The organism is Mesorhizobium sp. LEGMi-168a (genome assembly GCF_058312955.1).
This window is the reverse complement of the sequence record NZ_JBZEGV010000040.1, coordinates 1-18,764: the sequence shown is the minus strand read 5'-3', so window position 1 is coordinate 18,764 and position 18,764 is coordinate 1. Positions and strand designations below refer to the sequence as shown.

The following is an 18,764-nucleotide window of genomic DNA, read 5'->3' as shown; positions in this document are numbered from 1 at the left end:
TCACTGACTCGCTCTGATTCAGGTTTTGTTCACGGCTATATGTGGATTTTTTGACGCTGAGTCTCACCACATGCTGAATCCGGGAACTGGCCCGTTTCATGCTTGGCTCGGGCGAGATCCGAAGGGCCGTTAACTTTTGCCGGTGAACAATCGTGGTCGGATCGAGCGTCGCCGCCAACATTATGAAATGGTTGACCTTTCCTAATCGCCGTTAATCATTTCGACGCCGTTTCCGGCTCGGCGCGTTAACTTTTCGGCCAAAGCCGGAACGAATCGGCGACGAATCAGCGATCTGCGAATTTTCTCGTTTTGTTCACCCCTAGATATGGTGTTGTCCACAGCTTGCGCACCGAAAATTCACAAGCTGCAAACGAGGTTTCGCACAGGGCGCGCGGAGGCCGTTAACTTTTGCGTGCCGAATTGAGGCATGCGTCACGCGTCCCGCCGGGAGCGCAGACAAAAACAGGCGGCCCGATGACGCCGGGCCGCCTGCCGTCGATGTCAAAAGATCTCAGGTGAAATATTGGCCGCCATTGGCGGTGATCGTCGAGCCGGTGATGAAACCGGCCTCGTCCGAGGCCAGGAAGACGACGCAGCGCGCGACCTCTTCCGGCTCGCCGAGACGGCCGACCGGGATCTGCGGGATGATGCGCTCGTTGAGCACCTTCTCGTCGATCGCCTTGACCATCTCGGTGGCGATATAGCCCGGACAGATGACGTTGACGGTGATGCCCGCGCGAGCACCCTCTTGAGCAAGAGCCTTACTGAAGCCGATGTCGCCGGCCTTGGCGGCGGAATAATTGACCTGGCCGGCCTGGCCCTTCTGGCCGTTGATCGAGGAAATGGTGATGACGCGGCCGAACTTGCGGTCGCGCATGCCGCTCCACAGCGGATGCGTCATGTTGAAGACGCCGGAGAGGTTGGTGTCGACAACCTCCTTCCACTGCTCGCGGGTCATCTTGTGGAACATGGCGTCGCGGGTGATGCCGGCATTGTTGACCAGCACCGAGACCGGGCCGAGATCGGCTTCGACCGTTTTGATGCCGGCGGCGCAGGCGTCGTAGTCGGCGACCGACCATCTGTAGACGGGGATGCCGGTCTCGGCCTTGAACTTCGCGGCCGCCTCGTCGTTGCCGGCATAGTTCGCGGCCACCGAATAGCCTGCGCTCTTCAAGGCGACCGATATCGCCGCACCGATGCCGCGCGATCCGCCCGTGACGATTGCTACTTTGGTCATGTGCTCCTCCCTGTTGGTCGGAGGAGCGAATAGGGAGTAGCGACTAGCGAGTAGGGAACCCAATGTCCCGTCGCGCCGGCGCCATTCTTCCCTATTCGCTACTCCCTGTTCGCTATTGGCTCAGTTCAGTGCCTCGACGCACATGGCGACGCCCATGCCGCCGCCGATGCACAGCGTCGCGAGACCCTTCTTGGCGCCGCGGCGGCGCATTTCGTAGACCAGCGTGTTGAAGACGCGGGCGCCGGAAGCGCCGATCGGATGGCCGATGGCGATGGCGCCGCCATTGACGTTGACGATCGAAGGATCCCAGCCCATGCCCTTGTTGACGGCGCAGGCCTGCGCGGCGAAGGCCTCGTTGGCCTCGACGAGATCGAGGTCCTTGACCGACCAGCCGGCCTTTTCCAGCGCCCTCTTCGAGGCCGGGATCGGGCCGGTGCCCATGATCGCGGGATCCACGCCGGCGGTCGCCCAGGAAGCGATGCGCACCAACGGGGTGATGCCGCGCCGGGCGGCCTCGGCCTCGCTCATCAGCAGCGCGCCGGCGGCGCCGTCATTGATGCCTGAAGCATTGGCCGCGGTGACGGTGCCGTCCTTGTCGAAAGCCGGCCTCAGCTTGGTCATGGCATCCAGCGTCGCGCCGTGGCGGATATATTCGTCCTGGTCGACGACGGTGTCGCCCTTCTTGCCCTTGATGGTGAAGGCGACGATCTCGTCCTTGAACTTGCCGGCTTTCTGCGCGGCCTCGGCCTTGTTCTGCGAGGCGAGCGCGAACTCGTCCTGGGCGTCGCGGGTGATCTGGAACTGACGGGCGACGTTCTCGGCGGTGTTGCCCATGTGATAGCCGTTGAAGGCGTCCCACAGGCCGTCCTTGATCATGGTGTCGATCATCTTGTAGTCGCCCATCTTGACGCCGGCGCGCAGGTGCTGGGCATGCGGCGACAGCGACATCGATTCCTGGCCGCCGGCGACGATCACCCTGGCATCGCCGGTGGCGATCTGCTGCATGCCGAGCGCAATCGCGCGCAGGCCCGAGCCGCAAACCTGGTTGAGGCCCCAGGCGGTGGTCTCCTTGGGCAGGCCGGCATTGATCGAAGCCTGGCGGGCCGGGTTCTGTCCCTGTGCGGCGGTCAGCACCTGACCGAGGATAACCTCGTCGACTTCACCCGCCTCGACCTTGGCCCGCGCGAGCAATTCCTTGATGACCACGGCGCCGAGCTCATGCGCAGGCGTGGCGGCGAAACTGCCGTTGAAGGAGCCGACCGCCGTGCGGGCGGCGCTGGCGACGACGATTGAATTGGAAGCGGCCATTTTCTTCTCCAGACTTCGAGGTTGTCGTGTTTTAGGCTATCCTCGAAGACTTTTCTTGCCCGTTCAAGGTGCTGAGTCAAACCGGAAATGGGCATGGCCGCCATGCGCGGCAAGCAGGTCGAGCGCTTATCGTGATGGCGCAGCCATCGGCGTGCGGCACAATTTGCTCCACCCATTCCGCATTAAATGATGCCGCACTGCACAAACCACTTGGAATTGTGAGGCTTTTGCGCATATCCTCGACAAATGGCGCAATCGTTACCGGCCGCTTGCTCTGAACGCGCCGGTATCCTGGGGAGGATACGGATGGCCGCAAAAGACGACCCGATCGTCATCAAGAAATATGCCAACCGCCGGCTCTACAACACCGGCACCAGCACCTATGTGACGCTCGAGGACCTGGCCGAGATGGTCAAGAAGGGCGAGGAGTTCACGGTGCAGGACGCCAAGACCGGCGACGACATCACGCACCCGGTGCTCACCCAGATCATCTTCGAGCTGGAGAACAAGGATGGGCAGAACATGCTGCCGATCCCGTTCCTTCGGCAGCTGATCTCCTTCTATGGCGATCAGATGCAGATGATCGTGCCTAGCTTCCTCGAACAGTCGATGATCGCCTTCTCCAAGGAGCAGGAGCGCTTCCGTGAGCAGCTGAAGGGCGCCTTCGGCAAGACGCCGATCGACATGATGAAGACGCCGATGAAGGCGCTGGAAGAGCAGACGCGCCGGAACGTCGAGATGTTCCAGAACGCGATGCGCATGTTCACGCCGTTCCCGTCGGCCGGCTCCAATTCCGCGGCGCCCTCCGAGCCGCCGAAGAAAGAAGAGAAAGCCGACGATCTGCAGGAACTGAAGGCGCAGATCGCCGCGATGCAGCGCAAGCTGGACACGATGTCCTGACGGCATTGGCCGTCAGTTGCTGCCGACCGGCCCGTCATAACGCGCGCGCGGCCTGATCGGCCTGTTGCTCGTCACCTGTTCGATGGCATGCGCCGTCCAGCCGACGCTGCGGCCGAGCGCGAACAGGCGGAAGGGCGCATCGGCGGGAAGACGCAGGCTGCGCGTCAGCGCGGCCAGCGCGAAATCGACATTCGGATGCATGCCGGTTGCGGCAAGGACGGCGTCGCGCAGGTGCAGGAGCCCGTCATCGATCTCGACATCGGGCAGCAAGGCCTCCGCGCGCGGATCGCCTTCGGGATAGAGCTGGTGGCCAAAGCCGGGCAGCGGCCGGTCGTGGGCCAGCCAGCGCGCGATCGCCTCGTCCGGGCCCAGCCGATCTGAATCCTCGACGAGGGCGATCGCCGCGGCGCCGGCGCCGCCATGACGCGGGCCGGTAAGGGTGGCCAGTCCTGCAAGCAGGCAAGCCGCGATCGGGGCGCCGGTGGAGGCTGCGACGCGCGCGGCAAAAGTCGAAGCGTTGAGCTCATGATCGGCAAGCAACACCAGAGCCTTGCGGATGAGATCGGCACCGGCCGCGTCGACTGACCAGGCGCGCGCCAGCCTTTCATGCACCGGCTCCGATCCGAAGATCGCGCCGAGCGCGGTGGCGATCACGCTTATCGCGTTGGAGCCGTCCTGCTGCAGCATGGCCGGCCTGCGGCCGAGCGACGGCCGGCCTTCGGCCGCAAGCGCCGAGAGTCTCGCAAATGCCGTCGCGGTGCCGCTCTGTCGCGCGGTCGAAGGGGTCAGCGAAGCGAAGGACACCGGGGCGCCGGATGCCCAGAGCAGGCCCGCTGTCTCCTCCAGCGTCGCCGTCGCTGAAAGCGCCACGGCATCCTTACCGCGATAGACGAGGCGGCCGTGCAGAACCGTCGAGATGGCGGTGGTGATGGCCGGCTCGCCCCAGGCGATGGCGCTCTCGGCAATCGCCTGCGGGCTGCGACCGCGCGCCCGGCGGGTGGCGAGCGCGGCAATGTCGTCGGCACGATACTGGCTGCGGCGCGGGTCGGTTCCATCCGGACGCATGCCGATGCGGCCGCGGCTGACATAGGCATAGAGCGTCTGCGGCCGGACGTTGAGCCGCGCCAGCGCTTCCTCCCGCGTGAGCCATTCGGACATGCCGTTCTGCGCCTTACATTGATTCAGTTGATCAAGATTGATGCATTGATTGCGCAGCATTAATTGCGTTGCACAAAAGGTCAAGGAGACAGGTCATGGCAAACGGGCTCGATGATGTTGTGGCGGCGGACACGGTGCTTTCCGATGTCGACGGCGCCGGCGGACATCTCACCATTCGCGGCCATTCGCTGACGGAACTGGCAGGCCGTTGGCGCTACGGCCAGGTGGTCCACCTGCTGTTCGACGGTTTCTTTGACGAGCTTCCGGGTGATAGCGAACTGGAAAAGGCGATCGGCCGCGCGCGCGTCGAGGTCTTCGAACGACTGCAGCCGATGCTCGCCGAGCTCGCGCCGCTCGACATCTACAGCGCCATGCGCGCCGGCATTGCCCTGCTGCCCGACGGCGATGCGCTTGCCGATGCGCTGCGGCTGATCGCGGCGCCGGCGGTGCTGACGCCGGCCCTGCTGCGGCTCGGCCGCGGCGAGAAGCCTCTTCGTCCGGACGGCCGCGCCGATCATGCCGCCGATATGCTGAAAATGCTTGGCGGCACCGCATCGCCGGCGCTTGCCAAGGCGCTCGACACCTATCTGGTGACGGTCTGCGACCACGGGCTCAATGCCTCGACCTTCGCGACGCGGGTGGTGGCATCGACGCAAGCCGGCTTGACCTCGGCGATCCTGGCCGGACTCGGCGCCCTCAAGGGCCCGCTGCACGGCGGCGCGCCGGGGCCGGTGATCGAGATGCTTGACGCCATCGAAGCCAGCGGCGACGCCGCCGCCTGGCTGCGCGACGAAATCGCGCGCGGCCAGCGCATTATGGGCTTCGGTCATCGCATCTACCGCGTGCGCGATCCGCGCGCCGACGTGCTGAAGGCGGTCGTACGGCAACTTGGCGGCAAGAGGGAGACCGGCAGCCGGCTGGCCTTCGCCGAAACGGTGGAGCAGGCGGCGCTCGAAGTGCTCAGGATCGCCAAGCCGCAGCGCTCGATCCAGACCAATGTCGAATTCTACACCGCGCTGCTGCTCGAAGCCGCCGGCTTCCCGAAGGAGGCGTTCTCCAACGTCTTTGCCGCTGGCCGCGTCGCCGGCTGGATTGCTCACGCGCGCGAGCAGCAGGCGACCGGACGTCTCATCCGGCCACAGTCGCGCTATGTCGGGCCGGTGCCCGATCTCGTCGCCTGACATTACGCCCAGACATTGATGCACCCTCTCTGCTTGGCAGGCAGAGAGGTTTTTCATGGCCGAAATTTCAACCGATCACGCGACCTTGTTCGTGTTCTTGCCTTGGTTCGTCCTTATATGCTGCGCTGCAACATAAACTGACCGAGCCTGCTCCGCTCCTATGACGCAGGGGTAGGCCGAAGCATCGAGACAAGGAACGCCATGGCGAAGAACGGCAAGGCGGAGGAAAAGAAGAAAATCAACGTCGCGCTCCAGGGCGGCGGCTCGCACGGCGCCTTCTCCTGGGGCGTGCTCGACCGCCTGCTCGAGGACGGGCGGCTGGAGATCGCGGCCGTGTCCGGCACCAGCGCCGGCGCCATGAACGCGGTGGCGCTGGCCGACGGTTTTGTCCGGGGCGGCGTGGATGGCGCGCGTAAAAAACTCGACGATTTCTGGCGCGCCGTGGCCTCGAAGGGCCGCTTCAGCCCCGTGCAGCGCATGCCGTGGGATGTCGTGTGGGGCAATTGGTCGATCGAGAACACGCCCGGCTATTTCTTCTTCGACACCATGTCGCGGGTGTTTTCGCCCTATGTCGCCAATCCGCTCGGCCTCAACCCGCTGCGCGACGTGGTCGAGAAGGAGATCGACTTCCGCAACGTGCGCGCCTGCAAGTCGATGGAGCTCTTCATCTCGGCGACCAATGTCGAGACCGGACAGCTGCGCGTTTTCTCCGACGGCGAGATCGACCTCGACACGGTGATGGCGTCCGCCTGCCTGCCGCAATTGTTCCGCGCGGTCGAGATCAAGGGGGTGCCTTACTGGGACGGCGGCTATGGCGGCAATCCGGCGCTCTATCCCTTCTTCAAGACGGCGGCGACCGAGGATGTGCTGCTGGTGCAGATCAACCCGGTGGTGCGCGAAGGCACGCCGAAGAGCGCCAACGAGATCCAGAACCGCATCGACGAGATCACCTTCAACGCCGGACTCTTACGCGAATTCCGTTCGATCGCCTTCGTCAAGGAGCTGATCGCGGCCGGCCGCCTGCCGCATGGCGAATATCGCGACATCCGCATGCACAGGATCGACGCCGACGAGGCCTTCAAGGATCTCTCGGCCTCGTCCAAGGTCAATGCCGAATGGGCCTTCCTCGCCTATCTGCGCGACCTTGGCCGAAATGCCGCCAGCGACTGGCTGGAGGAGAATTACGATGCCGTCGGCAGCCAGGCGACGCTCGATCTGTCGGGGGAGCTCGACGACGGCTTCAAGCCGGTACGCGGTCCGGCGCCGGGGCGGCGGGTCAAGGAATTCCTCGCGGCGCGGCTGAGGCCGGAAGCTGTTCGCAGGTCCAATGCCTGACGCGGCAGACGGCACTACCTCAACCCGTTCGCTATCTGCTTTGCCGTCGGCATGCGCCTCAGCATCAGCATCGCCACAACGCCAAGCAGCGGGCCGGGTGCGAGAACCAGGAAGCTCCAGCGCCAGCCAATGTTCTCGGCCACGAATGATGTCAGATGGATGGAGACGAACGTGAGGGCAATGCCGGCGCTCAATTGCAGGGAGAGCGCGGTACCGACATAGCGTGGATCGCTTAGTTCGGTCGCCATTGCCGAGAACTGGGCGGAGTCGCCGATCACAGTCATTCCCCAGACAATGGCGACCGCGATGAATAGCCAGAGCGGACCGTCAAAGGCCAGGCCTATCATCAGCGTGCAGAGAGCCGAGACCGCCATCATTGCCGCGGCGGTTGCCGTGCGGCCGATACGATCGGCCGCGACACCGCCAAGGATCGACCCGATCCCACCCGATGCCACGACCAAGAACGCCAGCAGCGACACGATCCTTGGGCTGCCGATGCCGAGGCCAGGGGCTCCCGCACGTATATAGGCCAATATCCAGCCCCACATCGCATAGAGTTCCCACATGTGCCCAAGGTAGCCGATGTTCGCCAGCGCCAACGCACGGTTGCGCAAGATCGTTTTAATCTGGCGAGGGTCGAAGGCCGACCTGGCAAAGGAATGGGGCCCTTCGGCGCCAAAACACAAGATGAGGCCTGCTCCCAGCGCTGCTGCCAACGACGTCGCAACGATGACATCCTGCCAAGCCAATTCAGTGGCCTGCGCCGACAACAGATGGGGGAAGGCGGATCCGAGCGTCAAAGCGGCAAGCAATGCACCAAGGGCAGTTCCCCGCCGATGGTTGAACCAGGTCGAGACCAGCTTGAGCGCGGGCGGATAGACACCCGCCAGCGCGACGCCCGTGGCCAGACGGGCAAGCAACAACAAGGTCACGGAGGGGACAAACAGCAAACAAAGATTGGCGGCGGCCGCGACCAGGGCGCTGATGCCGATCACCTTGCGAAGCGACACGACGTCCAACAGGCCGGCAATGCTGGACGCCAGTGCTCCGATGGCAAAGCCGATCTGCACGGCGCCGGTGATCCAGGCGCCCTGCGCCGGCGAGAGGCCCCACAATCGCGTCAGCTGCGGGGCGATCGCCGTCGCCGAAAACCATGTCGTCATGGGTAGGAAGGCACTGACCGAGATCAGGGCCAGCATTGGCCAGCGCCGGGCGGCGCCAGCCGATGCCGGGTTCGCGATTGCCATGGTCCACTCCGCCGGAATTTCACGCTGCGACGGAACCGCGCAACTGCTTCAGGACCGGGATAAGATCGGCCGGGTCGGGTCTGCGCGTGTAGTCCGGGCTGACCTCCGCATAGACAATGACGCCGTCCCGCCCGATCACGAATCTCGCCGGCATCGGCAAGGTCCATGACGGGTCCTCGTTGATCATCGGCAGGTCGACGCCGAAGCTCTTGTACAAGTCGATCAGGTCGTCCGGCAGCCGAAAACGCAGGCCGAAGGCATTGGCGACATCGCCATTCGGATCGCTAAGCATCGGAAACGTGACCCGCTTGTCGCGCTTGGCCTTGCGACCGTTGGCCAGGGACTGCGGAGAAATGGAGACAAGCTGCGCGCCCGTCGCCTCGATTTGCGGCCAGGCTTCCTGCAAGGCGTCGAGTTCGATGTTGCAGTAGGGGCACCAGACGCCGCGGTAGAAGCTGAGCACAAGCGGGCCGCGAGCGAGCAGGTCGCTGGATGCGATGGGACCGTCATCGGCCTCCATCAGTGTGAAGCCCGGGGCAACTGCGCCGGCTTTCAAAGCGCGCTCGGCCTGAGCCGAGGCGATCAGCTCCGCGGTCGCGCGATGCATGATTTCAACGGCCTGCCTGGGCGCCTTCTTGCCTTCGAAGTCGGCTTTGAAGGCATCGAGCTTTTCTTGAAGAGACATGGGACCACTCCAAAGGGTTGACCGCCGTCAGGGCGGCGGAGCGTGTCCTCGCCTATTTCCAAAAAGAGGGGTAGCATATCGAAAAGGATAGCAATCATCCGGAAAACAAATGGCTGACCGGCTGCAGGAACTGGAAGTCTTTGTTCGCGTGGCGGAGAGGGGCAATCTCTCGCAGGTCGCTCGCGAAATCGGCCTGTCGCAGCCTTCGGTGTCGCGCATCCTGAACGACCTGGAAGCGCGCATTGGCGCTCGCCTTCTCGTTCGCACGAGTCGCAAAGTGGTACTGACCGAGGCAGGGCAGGTTTATCTCGATCAGATTCGGCCGCTGCTTGCCGAGCTTGGAGCCGCCGCCGATACCGCCGCCGGCAACGAGGAATTGCGTGGTCTGTTGCGTGTGGAGCTATCGGTTACTTTCGCCTTGCGTGCGCTCATCCCACGCCTGCCCAGCCTCCTTGCCGAACATCCGAACCTCTCTGTCGAACTGATGATGGACGATCGCCGGCGTAGTCTTGTCGAGGAGGGAGCCGATGTCGCGATAAGGTTGGGTTTGCTGGACAATTCCAGCCTGATGGCCCGCAAGGTCGGGCAGACGCCGAGGTTGCTTGTCGCAGCCCCGGATTACATCGCCCGGCACGGCCAGCCGCGCCACCCTGCCGATCTGGCACATCACCAAGTCATCTTCGGTCCTTCCGATAGTTCGGGAGCGACTTTGCAGGGTCGGGTCGGTCCCGGCACCGACTTTGTCCTGCCGGAAAGCCCGCGCATCAGGGTATCGAGCTCGGCCGGTGTCACCGCATGCGTCGTGGCCGGGCTTGGGGTGGCATTCGGTTCGGGATGGATGTTCGATACGGAACTCAACGACGGCCGGCTTCTCCGGCTGCTGCCGGAGTTCCCGCTGCCGACCATCCCAATCCACGCCCTGTTCCCGGCCGGCCGTCAGCCCAGCAAGCGCGCTCGCGGATTTGCCGATTGGCTAAGCAAATCGCTAAGCTCCGATTGACATCGTCAGCGCCTGGCAAGGAAAGCGCGAATGGGTCCTGCGTTGCCTTCCGTTACGGAACCGGCGATGCGCTGGATTCACCTCCGCCAGGCGAGTAGTTTACCTCGACGTAAACGGGAGGTAGCGATGCTGCAGACCAGTCGGAACTCCCTTGGGGTCAGGTTTGAAGCGCAGTGCAGGGCCTTCGAGAAGGAACCTTTTCCCAGTCTCGAGGTGCGAAAGGACCGGCTGCAGCGCCTGCTCGCTCTCACCGAAAAGCATGAGGCCGAGATCTGCGCGGCGATCGACAGCGATTTTTCCGGCAGGGCTCAGCAGGAAACGCGGCTTGCGGAACTGTTCGTCGTTCGCGCCGGCATCAGGCACGCCATCCGGCATCTGCGGGGATGGATGCGCGAGCGCCGTGTCGCCACCAGCCTGCCGTTCCTGCCGGGGCGCAATCGGCTTTTGCCGCAGCCGCTCGGCGTCGTCGGCATCGTGTCGCCGTGGAATTATCCGTTCCAGCTTGCCATCGCGCCGGCGACCGCCGCTTTAGCCGCCGGCAACCGGGTGCTGATCAAGCCTTCCGAGCTGACGCCGAAGTTTTCGGACCTGCTCGCCCGGCTGGTGGAAGAGCATTTTTCGCCTGATGAGATGAGCGTGGTGGCTGGCGATGCCGAGGTCGGCAAGACATTCGTGTCGATGCCATTCGATCATCTCCTGTTCACCGGCTCCACCGCGGTCGGCCGGCAGGTGGCGCTGGCCGCGGCCGCCAATCTGACGCCGGTGACGCTTGAACTGGGCGGCAAGTCACCGGCGATCTTCGATCCGTCCTGCGATCTCGATGCGGCTGTCGCAAGCGTCGCTTATGGCAAGCTCTTGAACGCGGGCCAGACCTGCATCGCGCCCGACTATCTGATGGTCCCGCGGGGGCAGGGCGCGGCGATCGCCGCAAAACTCGCCGGCGCGATGGCACGGCTCTATCCGCGCCTGCGCGACAATCCCGACTACACGGCGATCGTCAGCGAACGACACCATCGGCGGCTGAGCGACATGATCGCCGAGGCGCGCGAAGGCGGCGCCGATGTCACCGAGGTCAACCCGGCAAATGAAGAGCTTGGCGTCATGGACCGCAAGATGGCGCCGGTCCTGGTCCGGAATGCCGGTGAGACCTTGCGCCTGATGCGCGAGGAAATCTTCGGGCCGGTGCTGCCGATCCTCGAATACGGCACGGTCGACGACGCCATCGATCACGTGAACCGGGGCGAGCGTCCGCTCGCCCTCTACTGGTTCGGCAAGGATGGCGCCAATCGCCAAAGGGTGATGCGGGAAACCATGGCCGGCGGCGTCACGGTCAATGACTGCATGATGCATCTGGTGCAGGAGCGGCAGCCATTCGGCGGCGTCGGCGAAAGCGGCATGGGCGCCTACCATGGCGAATGGGGCTTCCGGACCTTCAGCAAGGAAAAGCCGATCTTCGTCCAATCCAGGCTAAGCGCCGGCGGCCTGCTCAGACCGCCTTATGGCGGGACATTCGAACGGCTGTTCCGCTTGCTGAACTTGATCAGCTGACAGCATTTATTTTCGAAGTGGGCGCGTCCTCAGCGTTGTCTCATGCCAATGCAGCAAGCCGTTGCGCGAAAAAATTCCGCAGTATGCTGACGCCTACTGCCACTGAGTGCTCGATACAGCAGGAAATCTGTCCCGGCCCCCGAAAAGCCGGGCAGTCAGTGTCGAAAAAATAGAAAAAAGCCGGTCCGCTACAGCTAGAAGCGCAATGATGCTGCAATTTTTCTGACTATATTGCGCCGCAACTTTGCGGTAGAAGCGCGCTTCGCCGATCACGGGAAATTGAACATGGCTTTGCGCGCACCCATATCGGCCGCGCGCCGGGAAGTCGAAGCGCCGACCTCGCCAAGCCAGCAACGGAAAAACGACGATGCCGAAAATCAGGTTTCACAAGCTTGCAGCCATTGCTGTGCTCATCGGATTCGCCGCCTGGATGGCAACGGGCGAGTTCTCGTCCGTGGGCAGCGCCGCCGATCACCAGAAGGCAGGAGAGGCGGGCAAAGCCGCGCAATCCGGAGCCGAGAAGCCGAAGACGGCAGAGGCCGAGCCGAAGGCCGCATTGCGCACCGTCGCGGTGGTGACGCCGCCGCGCAAGACTTACGCGCGTGCCATCCGCATTTCCGGGCTGACCGAGGCGGACAAGCGCGCGGTGCTCGCCACGCGCGTCGCCGGCGTCATCGACAAGCTGCCGGTCAAGCAGGGCGATCACGTAAAGACGGGCGACCTGGTGCTGATGCTCGCCGCCGAAGAGAAGATCTCGAATGTCGACAACGCCAGGCAGTTGCTGGTGCAGCGACAGGCCGAACTCGACGCGGCGCTGCGGCTGATGAAGACCGGCAACCTGCCCAAGCTGCAGCTCGACACCGCGCGCTCGAACCTGACGGCGGCGCAGTCGATGCTGGAGACGGCGCAGGCCGAACTCGACCGCAACGAGGTGAAGGCGCCGTTCGACGGCGTCATCGACCGCGTGCCGGTCGAGCTCGGCAGCTCGGTGATGCAGGGCGGCGAGGTGGCCACCATCCTCAAGCTCGACCCGGTGATCGCACGCGGCGAGATCAGCGAGCGCGACCTGCGCTACATCAAAATCGGCGACGAAGCCAATGTGCGCCTGGTCAATGACCAGAAGGTCACCGGCACGGTGCGCTACATCAGCCGCGATGCCTCCTCGCAGACCCGCACCTTCCGGGTCGAGGTGGCGATCCCCAATGGGGACGGCTCCATCCCCGCCGGCATGACGGCCGAGATCGCGCTCAGCGCCGAGCCGACCGACGCGGTGCTTTTGCCGCGCTCGGTGGTGACGCTGGGCGACAAGGGCGACCTCGGCATCCGCGCCGTCGGCAAGGACGACAAGGTGGCGTTCTTCCCGATCGACCTCGTCGACGATACGCCGCATGGCCTGGTGCTCGGCGGCATCCCGCAGGACGCGCGCATCATCGTCGCCGGCCAGGAGCTGGTGAAAGAAGGCGATCTGGTGAAGCCGGTCGAGGCCGACCAGGCGACCATCAACAAGCTGATCAGCGAAGCCACCGCCGGCACGCAGTAGCGCGACCGGCAAGCCAGTCCCGCTGGCCAGCGTCGCCGCTTCCATAGAAACAGCAGGCATAGGTCATGGACATCGTCAGACTCGCCATCAACAACGCCCGCCTCACGATATCGGCGCTGATGTTCCTGCTCGCGGCGGGCTGGGTCGCCTATCAGTCGACGCCGAAGGAAGCGGAGCCGGATGTTCCGATTCCGATGATGTATGTCAGCCTGATCTACCAGGGCATCTCGCCGGAAGATTCCGAACGCCTGCTGCTTCGGCCGATGGAAAGTAAGCTGAAGAGCCTCAAGGGGCTCAAGGAGATGCGCTCGGCCGCCTTCCAGGGTGGCGGCTACGTGCTGGTCGAATTCCAGCCGCAGACCAATCTGGCCACCGCGCTCCAGGACACCCGCAGCAAGGTGCAGGACGCCAAGGCCGACCTGCCGCAGGCGGCCGAGGAGCCGACCGTCACCGAAGTCAACGTGTCGGAATTCCCGGTTCTGGTCGTCACGCTCTCCGGCGACGTGCCGGAGCGCGTGCTGACGTCGGCGGCGCGCGAGTTGCGCGACCGAATCGAGGAAGTGCCGGGCGTGTTGGAAGGCTCGTTGCAGGGCGCGCGCGACGATCTGGTCGAAGTCGTCATCGATCCGGTGAAGCTTTCCTCCTACGGGCTGCAGCTCGATCAGGTGATCCAGGGCGTCGGCGCCTCCAACAGCCTGGTCGCGGCCGGCAATCTCGAGGGCTCCGAGGGCAAATACGCGGTCAAGGTGCCGTCGCTGATCGAGACGCCCGAGGATGTCGCCAACCTGCCGGTCGTCGCCACGCCGAATGCCGTGGTGCAGGCCAAGGACGTCGCCACCGTGCGCTCGACCTTCAAGGACGCCGAGACGGTGACCCGGCTCGACGGCAAGCCGGCGATCGCCATCGAGGTGAAGAAGCGCATCGGCGCCAATCTGATCGATACGCTGACCCATGTCAGGGAAGTGTCCGACAACTTCATCAAGTCGATGCCGGAAGGCATGCATGTCACCTACACGCAGGACAAGTCGGTCTTCGTCAACCAGCTGCTCGGCGACCTGCAGAACCACGTGATGATCGCGGTCATCCTGGTGTTCATCGTCATCCTTTACGCGCTGTCGGGACGCGCCTCGCTGCTCATCGGCCTCGCCATCCCGTCGTCGTTCCTGATCGGCATCCTTTTGCTCGCCATGATGGGCTACACGATCAACATGATCGTGCTGTTCAGCCTCATCCTGGCGGTCGGCATGCTTGTCGACGACGCCATCATCGTCACCGAATTCGCGGAACGGCGCATGAGCGAGGGCATGGCGAAGGCGGACGCCTTCACGCTCGCCGCCAAGCGCATGGCCGGCCCGGTCATCGCGGCGACGATGACGCGCATCGCCGCCTTCTCGCCGCTCCTGTTCTGGCCGGGCATCATCGGCGACTTCATGAAATACATGCCGATCACGTTGATCGTGACGCTGTCGGCCTCGATGCTCTACGCGCTGGTCTTCGCGCCGACGCTCGGCGCCATCTTCGCCAAGGCGCCGGCGCATCATGAGGAGAGCAATCGCGACGGCTGGTACATGGCGCTGGTCAAGCAGGCGGTGCGCTTTCCGATCACCGTCATCCTGCTCACCGTCGGCCTGCTGGTCGGCGTCGGCTTCGCCTATTCGAAATATGGCGCCGGCGTCGAATTCTTCCCCAATGTCGAGCCGGATTACGGCCTGCTCTACGTGCATGCCCGCGGCAACCTTTCGCTGGCCGAAATGGACGCCGCCACCAAGACAGCCGAAAACCGGCTGCTCGGCTGGCCGGGCGTGAAATCGGTCTATACGCGCGTCGGCAAGACGCAAGGCGGCGGCCAGGACATTCCGGAAGATGTCGTCGGCGTGATCCAGTACGAATTCGTCGACTGGCGCGAACGCAAGTCCGCCAACCAGATCCTCGACGACCTGCGCGCGGTGATGGCCGGCATTCCCGGCGTCGATGTCGAGGTGCGCGTGCCGGAAGCCGGCCCGCCGACCGGCAAGCCGATCCAGATCAGGCTGTCGGCCGCAGATCCTGCCGGGCTCGACGACAAGGCGCGCGCGGTGGCGGCGCGGATCGCCAAGATCACCAACGTCATCGATGTTTCGGACGGCCTGCCGCCACCCGGCGTCGACTGGGCGCTCGAGGTCGACCGCGCCAAGGCCGCGCAATACGGCATCAGCCCGACCTCCGTGGGCACGGTGGTGCAACTGGTGACCAACGGCCTCAAGCTGTCGGAATACCGGCCGGCCGGCGCCGACGACGCGGTCGACATAAGGCTGCGTCTGCCGGAAGACCGGCGCACGCTGTCGACGCTCGACGAGCTTCGGGTGCAGACCTCGCAAGGGTCGGTGCCGATCTCCAACTTCGTGGTGCGCAAGCCCGAGCCGACGGTCGGCATCCTCAACCGCATCGATGGCGCGCGCACCGTGGTGGTGCAAGCCAATGTCAGCGCCGGCGCGCAGGTGGCGGCGGTGCAGCAGGAAGTCACCCAGGCCGTCGCCGACATGGGCCTCGGCAGCGGTATCCGCTGGAAGCTTGCCGGCTCCAACGAGGACAGCGCAGAAGCCAGCGCTTTCTTGAGCAAGGCCTTCGGCGCCGCGATCTTCCTGATCTTCCTGGTGCTGCTTGCGCAGTTCAACAAGTTCACCAGCGTGTGGCTTGTGCTGTCCTGCGTGGTCATGGCGACCATCGGCGTGTTCCTGGGGCTGCTTCTGACCGGCGAGGCCTTCGGCATCGTCATGTCGGGCATCGGCGTCATCGCGCTCGCCGGCGTGGTGGTGAACAACAACATCGTGCTCATCGACACCTATGACCGGCTGCGCGAGGAAGGCTGGGACAAGATGGACGCTGTGCTGCAGACCTGCCGCGAACGCGCGCGGCCGGTGGTGCTGACGGCCGTTTCGGCGATCCTCGGCGTGCTGCCGATCGCCTTCGGCCTCGGCCTCGAAATCTTCCATCACGAGACGACGATCAACGCGCCGTCGACGCAGTGGTGGATTTCGCTGTCCTCGGCGATCGTCTTCGGCCTGTCCTTCGCCACCTTGCTGACGCTGGTGGTGACGCCGTCGATGCTGATGGTGTTCACCCGCGCCAAGGTGAAGCCCGGCGCGCGGCGCGGCTGGTTCAGCCGCCTGTTCCGCCGCGGCAAGGGCGAGGCGTCGACCGATCAACCGGCTGCGGAGGCCGGCGCCGAGCCGGCGATCACCTTCCCGAAAGCCGCGGAATAGGCCGGTTTCGAACCCAAAGGCCAAAGCCGTCCGGGGGAACCACCGGGCGGCTTTTTGCATTGTTCCCTCGAACTCAACCAGACGGCGAGGGCTTTTCATGACGATCGCTACACTTCTCGTAATAATTCTGATCCTGATCCTGATCGGCGCGGTGCCGGCATGGCCACATTCGCGTGCCTGGGGCTACGGCCCGTCGGGCATCGTCGGCGTCATTCTGATAGTGCTGCTGATCCTCTTGTTGATGGGCAGGGTCTGAGCCAGACGATCTGAGGCCGGACCTTCGGGCCCGGCCGTTCTCATCTATTCGGCAGTCAAGCGGCCTGGCGCGAGGCGTTCGCAACGGCGATGCCGATATCCTGCATGGCTTCCGCCACCGCTTCGTCGAGCGGGGTATGCGGAATTTCGCCGATGACCTCTTCCAGCCGCGTCGAGACCAGCCGGTGCGCCTCGAAGCGCAGATAGGACATCGAGACGATCTCGCGCCACATGGCGACGAACGGGCTGCCGGCGCGCAGCACCCACCAGGGCATGAAGCTGAGCTTCAGCTTGCGGCCGAGCGCCTTCTCGGCGGCGGCCTTGATGTCGAGGTCGGTAACGGCGTGGCCAGGAAAATTCAGCGCCTCATAGGAGCCGAGCTTGTCGAGATTGCGCGCCAGGCCGACGAAGGCCACGGCGAAGTCCGGCAGATAGGCCCATTCATGCACGAGATCGGCCGGGCCGGGCGCGGTGTAGGTGCCCTTGCTCATCTTGGCGGCAACCACAAGATCGAACCAGCCGCCGCTGCCGGTGCCGCCGAAGAAGTCGCCGGCCCGCAGAACAGTGGTGCGCACGCGGCCGGCATCGGCCTCGCGGCGGAACAGCTCTTCCATGGCGCAGCGGATGCGGCCTTTCTCGGTGGTCGGATGGAAGGGCGTTTCCTCGGTGATCACCTGCGGCATCGGCGAGCCGTAATTGTAGACGGTGCCGGGGAAGAGATGCAGCGCGCCGTTCGCGCGGCAGGCGGCCATGACGTTCTCGGCCATCGGCAGGCACTTGCCCCAGTCGGTATAGATCGGGTTCAGACCGTTGAAGACGATGTCGACGCCTTCGGTGGCGCGGATCAGCGACTGGCGGTCGAGCGCATCGCCGGCGACCGCCGTGGCGCCCTTGAGTTCGGTCGGCACCTTGCCGGTGCGGGTGACGGTGCGGACGTCGAAACCGGCGTCGATGAAGGCCTTGGCGACCACGCGGCCGAGCCGGCCATTGGCGCCCAGAATTGCGATCTTGGTCATCTGTCTTCTCCGTTGCTTGCGTTTGCCCAATCAATCTGGCCTCTCCGCAAACGAATGAAAATTGGCTGACATCGGCGATCTGATATTCAAAAATGAATGAAGGAATTCGACTGGAACCTGATCAAGAGTTTCGTGGCGGTGGCCGAGACCGGCAGTCTTTCGGCCGCTGCCCGCAAGCTGGAGGCCAGCCAGCCGACGCTCGGCCGCCACATCGCCGAGTTGGAACAGGCGTTGGGCGTCACGCTGTTCCGGCGCGGACGGCGCGGCTATGAGCTGACGGAAGCCGGCAGCGCGCTCTATGAGCGCGGGCAGGCGGTGAGTGAGCAGGCCAACGCCTTCTCGCTTTTGGCGCTGGGCTCGGTCGAGGCGATCGAGGGCACGGTGCGCATCGCCGCAAGCGAAGTGGTTGCGGCCTGCGTGTTGCCGCAGATGATGGCGCGCCTTGGCGAGGAGGAGCCGGGCATCGAAGTCGAGATCGTCGCCTCGAACCAGGTCGAGAACCTGCTGCGCCGCGATGCCGACATCGCCATCCGCATGGTCAGGCCAGCGCAGAACGAGCTGGTGGCGCGCAAGGTCACCGACATCGCGCTTTGCCTTTGTGCGGCGAAATCATATCTCGACCGGCGCGGCCGGCCGGAGACGCCCGCCGACCTTGCCGACTACGCCCTGGTCGGGTTCGACCGCAGCGACGAGATCATTCGCGGCTTCACCGCCTTCGGCATTCCCGTCGGCCGCAGCCATTTCCGTTTCAGGACCGACAACCAGATCGTGCTATGGCAAGCGGTGCGGGCCGGAAACGGCATCGGCATCGGCCAGGAGCCGCTGGCAGACCGCGATCCGGAGCTGGAGAAGCTATTGCCGGAGGTGCCTTTGCCCAACCTGCCGGTGTGGCTCGCCATGCATCGCGACGTGCGGACCAGCATGCGCATCCGCCGCGTCGCCGATTTTCTGCATGAAGAGCTGAAGCGCTATTCCGCCGGCGCCGGCTAGCTGTGGAGCCTCAACAGGTTGTCCTCGGACAATGCGAGGCGACTGATGGGTGTTTTGGATTTTAGGCCGCCATGCGGGCGATGCCAATTGTAGCGATGCATCCAAACGGGCAACTCGGCAGC

Annotated in this window: 15 protein-coding genes and 1 pseudogene; 9 read left to right on the top strand and 7 right to left on the bottom strand. The window is 64.4% G+C overall.

The features are described 5' to 3' along the window. Positions 1–511 precede the first annotated feature (511 nt). Together phbB and AC4FWB_RS31135 are read right to left on the bottom strand one after the other, a co-directional pair. Entirely contained in the window at positions 512–1,237 is a 726-nt protein-coding gene (phbB, locus tag AC4FWB_RS31140) for an acetoacetyl-CoA reductase (RefSeq protein ID WP_491030057.1), read from the bottom strand. Positions 1,238–1,357: 120 nt separating this feature from the next. Next, positions 1,358–2,545, bottom strand: coding sequence for an acetyl-CoA C-acetyltransferase (locus AC4FWB_RS31135; RefSeq protein ID WP_491030056.1), 1,188 nt, complete (start codon positions 2,543–2,545; stop codon positions 1,358–1,360). 306 nt (positions 2,546–2,851) lie between these two features. On the opposite strand from AC4FWB_RS31135, the gene phaR reads away from it, so the two are divergent. Next, the gene (gene phaR, locus AC4FWB_RS31130) at positions 2,852–3,445 is read left to right on the top strand and encodes a polyhydroxyalkanoate synthesis repressor PhaR (RefSeq protein ID WP_491030055.1); all 594 of its coding nucleotides are present in this window, start codon (positions 2,852–2,854) and stop codon (positions 3,443–3,445) included. Positions 3,446–3,457: 12 nt separating this feature from the next. On the opposite strand, the gene AC4FWB_RS31125 is transcribed toward phaR, so the two are convergent. Then, positions 3,458–4,603 (bottom strand): citrate/2-methylcitrate synthase, encoded by a 1,146-nt coding sequence (locus AC4FWB_RS31125; protein WP_491030054.1) that lies wholly within the window; start codon positions 4,601–4,603, stop codon positions 3,458–3,460. Positions 4,604–4,698: 95 nt separating this feature from the next. On the opposite strand from AC4FWB_RS31125, the gene AC4FWB_RS31120 reads away from it, so the two are divergent. Then, entirely contained in the window at positions 4,699–5,784 is a 1,086-nt protein-coding gene (locus AC4FWB_RS31120) for a citrate synthase/methylcitrate synthase (RefSeq protein ID WP_491030053.1), read from the top strand. 201 nt (positions 5,785–5,985) lie between these two features. Further along, positions 5,986–7,119 carry a patatin-like phospholipase family protein gene (locus tag AC4FWB_RS31115; protein ID WP_491030052.1) on the top strand — a complete coding sequence of 378 codons (1,134 nt, stop codon included), beginning with the start codon at positions 5,986–5,988 and terminating at the stop codon, positions 7,117–7,119. A gap of 14 nt (positions 7,120–7,133) precedes the next feature. Here AC4FWB_RS31115 and AC4FWB_RS31110 read toward each other — a convergent pair whose 3' ends face one another. Together AC4FWB_RS31110 and AC4FWB_RS31105 are read right to left on the bottom strand one after the other, a co-directional pair. Beyond that, entirely contained in the window at positions 7,134–8,366 is a 1,233-nt protein-coding gene (locus AC4FWB_RS31110) for an MFS transporter (RefSeq protein WP_491030051.1), read from the bottom strand. A gap of 19 nt (positions 8,367–8,385) precedes the next feature. Further along, on the bottom strand, positions 8,386–9,051 hold the full coding sequence (locus AC4FWB_RS31105; protein ID WP_491030050.1) for a peroxiredoxin-like family protein: 666 nt from the start codon (positions 9,049–9,051) through the stop codon (positions 8,386–8,388). A gap of 109 nt (positions 9,052–9,160) precedes the next feature. Between AC4FWB_RS31105 and AC4FWB_RS31100 the strand changes: the two genes are divergently transcribed. From AC4FWB_RS31100 to AC4FWB_RS31080, 5 genes are all read left to right on the top strand, one after another. Beyond that, positions 9,161–10,051: a LysR family transcriptional regulator gene (locus tag AC4FWB_RS31100; RefSeq protein WP_491030049.1), complete on the top strand. Its 891-nt coding sequence runs from the start codon at positions 9,161–9,163 to the stop codon at positions 10,049–10,051. Positions 10,052–10,177: 126 nt separating this feature from the next. Further along, positions 10,178–11,599 (top strand): coniferyl aldehyde dehydrogenase, encoded by a 1,422-nt coding sequence (locus tag AC4FWB_RS31095; protein WP_491030048.1) that lies wholly within the window; start codon positions 10,178–10,180, stop codon positions 11,597–11,599. Between the two features lie 367 nt (positions 11,600–11,966). After that, positions 11,967–13,139, top strand: a complete 1,173-nt coding sequence (locus AC4FWB_RS31090; RefSeq protein WP_491030047.1) for an efflux RND transporter periplasmic adaptor subunit — start codon at positions 11,967–11,969, stop codon at positions 13,137–13,139. A 65-nt stretch (positions 13,140–13,204) separates the two neighbouring features. After that, a complete protein-coding gene (locus AC4FWB_RS31085; RefSeq protein WP_491030046.1) occupies positions 13,205–16,381 on the top strand; it encodes an efflux RND transporter permease subunit in 3,177 nt (1,058 codons plus the stop codon). Positions 16,382–16,478: 97 nt separating this feature from the next. Beyond that, positions 16,479–16,637: a DUF3309 family protein gene (locus AC4FWB_RS31080; protein ID WP_491030045.1), complete on the top strand. Its 159-nt coding sequence runs from the start codon at positions 16,479–16,481 to the stop codon at positions 16,635–16,637. Between the two features lie 55 nt (positions 16,638–16,692). On the opposite strand, the gene AC4FWB_RS31075 is transcribed toward AC4FWB_RS31080, so the two are convergent. Then, on the bottom strand, positions 16,693–17,652 hold the full coding sequence (locus AC4FWB_RS31075; protein WP_491030044.1) for an SDR family oxidoreductase: 960 nt from the start codon (positions 17,650–17,652) through the stop codon (positions 16,693–16,695). Positions 17,653–17,748: 96 nt separating this feature from the next. Between AC4FWB_RS31075 and AC4FWB_RS31070 the strand changes: the two genes are divergently transcribed. Further along, positions 17,749–18,642: a LysR family transcriptional regulator gene (locus AC4FWB_RS31070; protein ID WP_491030043.1), complete on the top strand. Its 894-nt coding sequence runs from the start codon at positions 17,749–17,751 to the stop codon at positions 18,640–18,642. Here AC4FWB_RS31070 and AC4FWB_RS31065 read toward each other — a convergent pair. Further along, positions 18,639–18,764 (bottom strand): annotated as a pseudogene (locus tag AC4FWB_RS31065) (IS481 family transposase); the annotation flags it as partial. The gene AC4FWB_RS31070 and the pseudogene AC4FWB_RS31065 sit on opposite strands and share 4 nt — an antisense overlap.